The organism is Cedecea sp., assembly GCF_036500665.1.
Taxonomy (GTDB): Bacteria; Pseudomonadota; Gammaproteobacteria; order Enterobacterales; family Enterobacteriaceae; genus Cedecea.
Genome location: NZ_DASYBS010000176.1, coordinates 1 through 6576, shown reverse-complemented (window position 1 = coordinate 6576; position 6576 = coordinate 1). Strand labels below are relative to the sequence as shown.

Annotated in this window: 9 protein-coding genes and 3 pseudogenes; 6 read left to right on the top strand and 6 right to left on the bottom strand. The window is 45.5% G+C overall.

Annotated features, from left to right (window positions below; translation table 11 throughout):
* Positions 1–59 precede the first annotated feature (59 nt).
* Together VGM55_RS26505 and VGM55_RS26500 are read left to right on the top strand one after the other, a co-directional pair.
* Positions 60–266, top strand: a complete 207-nt coding sequence (locus tag VGM55_RS26505) for a hypothetical protein (protein WP_331637235.1) — start codon at positions 60–62, stop codon at positions 264–266.
* Positions 259–530: pseudogene (locus VGM55_RS26500) on the top strand (type II toxin-antitoxin system RelE family toxin). The gene VGM55_RS26505 and the pseudogene VGM55_RS26500 overlap by 8 nt, the downstream one beginning before the upstream one ends.
* A gap of 81 nt (positions 531–611) precedes the next feature.
* Here the strand turns inward: VGM55_RS26500 and VGM55_RS26495 are convergent.
* From VGM55_RS26495 to VGM55_RS26485, 3 genes and pseudogenes are all read right to left on the bottom strand, one after another.
* Entirely contained in the window at positions 612–851 is a 240-nt protein-coding gene (locus tag VGM55_RS26495; protein WP_331637234.1) for a plasmid partition protein ParG, read from the bottom strand.
* A gap of 52 nt (positions 852–903) precedes the next feature.
* Positions 904–1023 (bottom strand): annotated as a pseudogene (locus VGM55_RS26490) (chromosome partitioning protein ParA); the annotation flags it as partial.
* A gap of 815 nt (positions 1024–1838) precedes the next feature.
* A pseudogene (locus VGM55_RS26485) lies at positions 1839–2214 on the bottom strand (resolvase); the annotation flags it as partial.
* A gap of 236 nt (positions 2215–2450) precedes the next feature.
* On the opposite strand from VGM55_RS26485, the gene VGM55_RS26480 reads away from it, so the two are divergent.
* The 4 genes from VGM55_RS26480 to VGM55_RS26465 all read left to right on the top strand — a co-directional run bounded on the left by VGM55_RS26480 (position 2451) and on the right by VGM55_RS26465 (position 4939).
* Positions 2451–3071, top strand: coding sequence for a ParA family protein (locus tag VGM55_RS26480; protein ID WP_331637237.1), 621 nt, complete (start codon positions 2451–2453; stop codon positions 3069–3071).
* Positions 3072–3121: 50 nt separating this feature from the next.
* Positions 3122–3352 carry a plasmid partition protein ParG gene (locus tag VGM55_RS26475; RefSeq protein WP_331637233.1) on the top strand — a complete coding sequence of 77 codons (231 nt, stop codon included), beginning with the start codon at positions 3122–3124 and terminating at the stop codon, positions 3350–3352.
* Between the two features lie 75 nt (positions 3353–3427).
* Complete coding sequence (locus VGM55_RS26470) at positions 3428–3583, top strand: type II toxin-antitoxin system PemK/MazF family toxin (RefSeq protein ID WP_331637236.1); 156 nt, start codon at positions 3428–3430, stop codon at positions 3581–3583.
* A 600-nt stretch (positions 3584–4183) separates the two neighbouring features.
* Positions 4184–4939 (top strand): hypothetical protein, encoded by a 756-nt coding sequence (locus tag VGM55_RS26465; RefSeq protein WP_331637232.1) that lies wholly within the window; start codon positions 4184–4186, stop codon positions 4937–4939.
* A 76-nt stretch (positions 4940–5015) separates the two neighbouring features.
* On the opposite strand, the gene VGM55_RS26460 is transcribed toward VGM55_RS26465, so the two are convergent.
* The 3 genes from VGM55_RS26460 to VGM55_RS26450 form a co-directional block, all read right to left on the bottom strand.
* Positions 5016–5333: a helix-turn-helix domain-containing protein gene (locus VGM55_RS26460; RefSeq protein WP_331637231.1), complete on the bottom strand. Its 318-nt coding sequence runs from the start codon at positions 5331–5333 to the stop codon at positions 5016–5018.
* 115 nt (positions 5334–5448) lie between these two features.
* On the bottom strand, positions 5449–5718 hold the full coding sequence (locus VGM55_RS26455; RefSeq protein ID WP_331637230.1) for a type II toxin-antitoxin system RelE/ParE family toxin: 270 nt from the start codon (positions 5716–5718) through the stop codon (positions 5449–5451).
* 356 nt (positions 5719–6074) lie between these two features.
* The coding region (locus VGM55_RS26450) for a fibronectin type III-like domain-contianing protein (protein ID WP_331637229.1) at positions 6075–6576 on the bottom strand (502 nt) is incomplete at its 5' end.

Below are 6576 nucleotides of genomic sequence, written 5' to 3'. Positions count from 1 at the left end.
ATAGCCGTGGTCGACAACTAACTTTGCAGCTTCGAGTTTAAATTCTGCCGTGAAATGTTTTGCCATTGGGTCACCTGTGGTGTTGGGGAGGTGAGAATATCACCTTCCGATCAGGTGGCCAGTATCAGTGTGCCACTACACGGCTACCGGTACAGGTTGCATTACTGGCGGATGAAGACGCCGATATTATCGAAATTTCCCACGCTCGCCTGGCTAATCCAGGCAAACGTACCCGCGTAAGCCTGGATGATATTGTCGATGTATGAAATTGTTTTTGATGAAAACGTGCTTGCTGAATGGCGTGGTCTGGACAGGTCGATAAGACTACAGTTTCAGAAGGGGCTGACCAAGATGGTTGACGAGCCACACTGGCCAGCTAACAAGCTTCGCGGTATGCCGAACTGCTATAAAATAAAGCTGCGGCGTTGGGATTTCGACTGGTGTATCAAGTAGATGATGGTATTTTAACCATCCGGATCGTGGCTGCAGGCAAACGGGAACGATCGGAGGTTTACGAAAGAGCTGCTTAACGGTTACGCTGACACGCCAAAGTGTTTTTACATATATGAGTAAATGAGTTAAAGCTCAAATGATTATTTGTGCATTTTATGCTACTCGTTTTCTTTCAGCCAGTTATCTGCCAGTTCGTTCATCACATCAGAGATAGAAGCTCCCTTTCTGGCAAAGGCTGTTTTCAGGCGCTGGTGTTTATCTTCCTGCATATCGAAGTTGATGCGTTTCTGTATAGCTGCCGGTGTTGAGGAAATTACTTTACCTAAGTCACGGTTTTCTCCAAACGTCATAACCTTGTTTGGATCGCAGTTAGCGCTGCCTTGTTTATTAAATGCCATTTATTTACTCCTTTACACTTATACTCATTTGAGTTTGTGAGTGAATGTGTTTTTACGCAACGATTTTGATAATTTCAGCGGCGAGAACATCTATTTCGCCTTTAGCTGCACCATCATTAGTATCGAAAACAGTTTCACCATCAAGAACCGACTTAACATAGCTCTGGCGTGGTAATGTTACCGCAGCACTGGAATAATTGATGACTACAGAAACGTAATTAAAGCCGGGGGGCATATCACCTCTGACCTTTAATAAATATATCATTTAGTTACAACATTCATATAAATTGCTCACACACTTCCTCGTCTAACCTTTTTAGCTCGCATCCTTGGCGTTCATCGCAGTTTCATAAAACCATTTGGAATGCTATGACTACATACCCGGACGGACCCCTCCTCAGACCCCTTGTACGCTACATTCCTGACAATAATACAGTTATTACTGATACATCTAATCTTTAAAAAATATGTCTTAGTCTGGAGAGGCTCTCCTGAGAGGGGACGTAGCTTAAAAAATCGGGACGTATCCCCGTCATTTTCTCTCAGATTTCACGTAGCTCACGCTGTTTCAAGGGAGGCATGCTCTTCAGGCTCCGCCTGCCAGCCGCATTTTGGCTGCTTCCCGCTTACAATCCCTGAGCCCGTTCGTCCCTATTTTTATTTGACGGGAAAGTGATTTAAAATGTTGATAATTTTCATTAGAATTGGCGAGTTTGTTATGCAGCTGATTGATATTATTGCTTTTTCTATAGTGGCGACTGTGAATGCTACCACTTTGCTTTTGTTTGTTCGTAATAATTGTAAACTCAGAATTCTTAAAAAAACGCTAGAAGAGAAAAACTGGTGTGATATGGATTTATACGCGTCGGAAAAAAAAGGTAGCCTATCCTTTCAAATCAAAAAAACGAAACAGTCTCTGAACAATAACAGAAAGCTTCTTATTATGTCCTTCTGGTACGCAGTTATAGTTTTTCTTTCTTATATTACCTAAAAGGAACTGGCGGCAAGTGACGCGACTTTTATCTCTTTAACCGCATTACTGATAGTGGCACGACTACAACCAAGCACCTTCTGAACCAGGCTCCAGGAGCTGCTGCTTGCGATCAACCTGTTTATCGTCATGGTGGGACTGATTAATCTGGCGGCCTTTGCACTTCCCTTCTCTTTTCGCCCTGGCTATTCCCTGCTGTCGCCGTTCCCTGCGTTGTTCATCGTCTCGCCTGGCGACGGCGGCCTGCATATCCAGCAACATATCGTTAATGGCCGAAAACATACGGCTATCAAAGTCATGAATTCCTGAAGCAAGCCAGGTTGCCGGAACATTGACGGCCACCACCCGGATATCTTTCTGCCGTATCAGTTTAATAGGCAGGAAATTCCCCGTGTCGGGGGAATACTCAAAAAGAACCAATTAACTGCTCACATCGCTTTTGTGACACTGTAACCTATGTGCTCATTTACACCTTTGAGTATTTACTTGCAATGAGTATGTGAGTTTTTGTGCATGCACACATTTTAGCTTTTTACTCATTTGGCGAATGTGTTAAACTCAATTACACACAGGAGTAAATGAGTAAATACGTAATTGAGGACTTGAGTATGAAGGTGATATCTTTTCTAAATCCTAAAGGCGGTTCAGGAAAAACAACAGCTGTTATCAACGTTAGTACTGCTTTGGCTCGCGCTGGGTATAACATCGCTGTAGTTGATACCGATCCACAAATGAGCCTGACGAACTGGAGTAAATCAGGCAAGGCCGCATTTGATGTGTTTACAGCGGCATCAGAAAAGGATGTATACGGCATCAGAAAAGACCTCGCAGAATATGATTTTGCAATTGTCGACGGGGCTGGTTCTCTTTCAGTCATCACGTCCGCAGCGGTAATGGTCAGCGATTTAGTAATAATTCCAGTTACACCCAGCCCTTTAGATTTTTCCGCTGCCGGGAGCGTTGTTACGGTTCTTGAGGCGCAGGCTTACAGCCGCAAAGTTGAAGCGCGTTTCCTCATCACCCGCAAGATTGATCAGGCAACCATGCTTAAAGTTCTGAAAGAGAGCATCAAGGACACGGGCGTTAAGTCGTTCCGCACTGCTATCACGCAACGGCAGATTTACGTCAAATCAATCATGGACGGTGATAGTGTATTTGAGTCCAGTGAAAGCGCGGCCAAAGGTGAAATAGAAATCCTTACAAAAGAGATAGTCAACTCATTTGAGTAATTACACATTTACTTATAAGACAAAAAACATGTTGAGCAGGAGAGTAAGAAATGGCACTTGAAAAAACCCATAGTGGCAGTAAAAGAATGACCTTTGGTGAACACCGCGATCTTGAAAGTGTTGTTAGTGCTCCGGCCCCATCAGGGAAAATTAAGCGTGTGAACGTCAATTTTAATGAGGAAAAACATACTCGTTTCAAAGCAGCATGTGTCAAAAATTGTACATCTATCACTGATGTCATTAACCAGCTAGTCGATGGCTGGCTTATAGATAATGAGTAACAACACCTTGACGATATCCTTGAGGCTGAAGCTATCAGAACGGGGCCGAGCTGAACGACAGTTCTTAAAGCTGCACTGGCCGCTGCCGGGATACATACGAAAGGTGTCATACGCTGCGATCAACCGCGAGCAATAGACATGCATTCACGCCACGGTACACGCTTTGAAAAAATCCCTAATGGGGTAATGGAAGAAGTTGTGGCGGTTATGCAGGCCATCATTGATGGTTGATTTGAAGGATTATTTTTGTTCAGAAGCTTGTCTGACTATACTTTGGTTTAGCAATGGTAGTACTGTATAATATATCACTCACGATAGTGAAATATTTCTCAGGTGGCTTCTGTGATAAAAGCGTTAATCACCAGGGTTTCCATGCGGAATTATCGGGTTCGCGGTGGTTATTTTTGTATACTGAGTGTGGAGATCACCAGCGGAGGAGGCAAACGCTATACCCTGCGTTATCATCTGCCGTCAGGTTCAGCTGAGCAAACCGAGAAGCAAATTACGCGTTTGTTACAAACGATAACCAAAGGCCTGCATTGAGTATTATCCGCTTTTCCACGGAATCTACTGTACCACCGGATTAAAAAAGCCCCTGATAATTCAGGAATCATCAGAGGCTGCCAACATGGCACAAAGATACACGAGGTTGTGTAGCGCAGACCACATAAACTATACCATGGTTTAGTGTTATTCTGAACCGTTCTATGAACTGCTGTCCTAGAGCCTGTCTTCACGTCTATGTCGGTGAAAACCTCACTGTCGAAAAAGTGGATACTGATCGTTATTGTTCTATAATAGGATGTAAACCTATTATATAAGGAAGGCATTATGGACAAAGGGCAGCGTGACAGGTGGCGTATGTTCTATCTCAGCGAGCAGAAGCTTTTTAACCAGCTCAATGAGCAGTGTAAGTGCCTCTATTCGTCCGGGGAAGATGAATTGAAATACAGTGAATTTAAGAACCAGCATGGCACTGTGCTGAACAAGCCACCGCGCTTTGTTCACTGGATAGGCAAGTTACAGGATGATGCTACTGAATTAAAGGACAGGGCAGCGCTGGTACGCCATGATTATTCCAGGGCCGTAGGGGAGAAGAATTTTACGAAATTTCCTTCCCGCTTTCCGGTGTTCTACCGCAACGTCGAGCAGATCAACGTCACGCAGCACCGGGCGTTTTCGTCCGTCCGGGTCGAAGGGGAGCAGGTGGCCGTTAAAACTTATACTGACGTGAAGGACATTCCCCCGGATATGGAAAAACTCCGGGCTGCGGGGTTTACTCCGGAAGTGCTGGATGATGTGTTGTTTAAATCCCTGGTCATACGCACGGACGAACTCTATGAACTGGCTGGGTCTAATCGCATACAGGCACGGCGACAGACCGGCGTTCAGTACCGCGCCACAGTGCGGCACTGTGGGGAGTCGCGGGGTGTCCGTGTCATGCTCGGGCTGATGGTGATCGACCAGGACAGCGACCCGGTGGTAGTGTTTCCGGTTCCAGAAGCCCCCCGGCCTCACTCGCTGGCCGCCGCTGGCCGTGAAATCCTTCTGCCTGTTGAGACTCCGTATCAATTTTTTATAAAATAGGTTTATATCCTATTATATAATAACTACCGAACAACCCGCCAGCTGGCCAGCGTCCAAACTGACTATGTATTTAAGTTCAGGCCATAAACATTTTCAGCCCATTGGCATCGAGTAGGTTAATAATGCGGAGTGCTGCTTTGTTGGGTTTGCTTTCATTGCGTTCCCATTTCGATATGCTTTCAACAGACATCCCAATAGTCATGGCCAGCGCAGCCTGAGACATATTGTAACGAGTTCGAACTTCACGGATTTCTGATCCTGTCATTGTCCGAACTGCCGGAATGTCACGAGCAGCAACGGCCGCATCAATAGATGCAACTGTTTCATCCTTCACTACGCCCAGCGCGTTGTAACGCTTAGCCATGCTCTGTATGTGTTTCAGTCGTTCAGTCATCGCAAGTTACCTCAATTAGTTCATTTTCTTTCAGAAGGTTGGTGATCGTTTTTGGCGTCATTGAGATAAAGTCTTCCGCAATGGAGCAATAAGCATCTATTTCATCCTTTTCCAGTTATTTACCTGTTTTTTTTGATAGTTCACTTTTCAGATACATATCAAAGAAAAAGATATTGTTGCCATGGTTGAAAAATACTATTGATCGCGCCCCGTTGCTGGAGCCTCCTAGGCCAGGTACTGGCAATCTTTTTTTCCAGGTGTGCTTTCCTAGATGGTCACCTGGCAGGCCGTCGAAAATCGTTTTAGCCGCCTTGCACAGTGCTTTGCCATTGATGCGAGCATCCTTACGCCTCTCATCAAATTCTGGAGTTAGATAAATTCCCATTTTTAATCACTTACCTTGTATCCCGTAAGCTTGACTATAGTCAAGCTTACGGGTCTTTGCGACGGATTGTTGTTAATGAGGTAGGGGGTTAGATGTGGGAAAAATCAGCCAGCAGCGGCGCGACAGCGTTGTTTTCAAGTTGGGGAGTGATGCCTGTCAGTTCGGCATTGTCACAGAGCGCTAGCTATTAATTTTATAAATCAATAGCTTATTATCATGAATTATACTGTGTAAATGTATGTGCGGGATTTTCAACACTCGCTCCGGGCGTTGGTTTCTCAACGCTGTTAACTGCACGCCAAAAAATCAGCCCGGCATGTTCGCCGGGCTGATTTATTTTCACTTTTAATCATTGATTAAAGCGCGTTAATTTTGCTCAGAATATCTTTCTTTGCCAGCTCCCTTTTGGATTCGTCCTTAGCCAGCGCAGGCTGCAGTTTCAGCGCCGATTCCAGCTTCTCTCCCAGCGTCGGAGTACCTTCAATCCACGCGTTAGTTTCAGCATCGCCAATCACTTTCGCCACGATGGTGGCGGCCACCGGATAGGTTTGCACATCAATCCACGGTGTATCCAGTGAGAAAGCCGGGGTTGAAGAGACGACCGTTACCGGCACTTCAGCGTGGATATCGCGGGACGAGCTACCAATTCGTAACGTAAAGCGGCCAGGCTCCAGCAACCAGGCATTGTTATCTTCGTCGAAGTAAGAGAAAGCGCGCTTATCCAGTTTGAACGACACCTGCTTCTCTTCTCCCGCCGTCAGTTTGACTTTTTCGAACGCTTTCAGCTCCTGATAAGGCCGATCCAGACGAGAGGCATTATCGTGAACGTAGAGCTGAACCACTTCCTGGGTGGCGATG

What these genes read in the sequence shown, in the direction of transcription:
- VGM55_RS26460 (WP_331637231.1), bottom strand. Translation starts at nt 5,333, where the DNA reads ATGACTGAACGACTGAAACACATACAGAGCATGGCTAAGCGTTACAAC.
- VGM55_RS26495 (WP_331637234.1), bottom strand. Translation starts at nt 851, where the DNA reads ATGGCATTTAATAAACAAGGCAGCGCTAACTGCGATCCAAACAAGGTT.
- VGM55_RS26465 (WP_331637232.1), top strand. Translation starts at nt 4,184, where the DNA reads ATGGACAAAGGGCAGCGTGACAGGTGGCGTATGTTCTATCTCAGCGAG.
- VGM55_RS26475 (WP_331637233.1), top strand. Translation starts at nt 3,122, where the DNA reads ATGGCACTTGAAAAAACCCATAGTGGCAGTAAAAGAATGACCTTTGGT.
- VGM55_RS26455 (WP_331637230.1), bottom strand. Translation starts at nt 5,718, where the DNA reads ATGGGAATTTATCTAACTCCAGAATTTGATGAGAGGCGTAAGGATGCT.
- VGM55_RS26480 (WP_331637237.1), top strand. Translation starts at nt 2,451, where the DNA reads ATGAAGGTGATATCTTTTCTAAATCCTAAAGGCGGTTCAGGAAAAACA.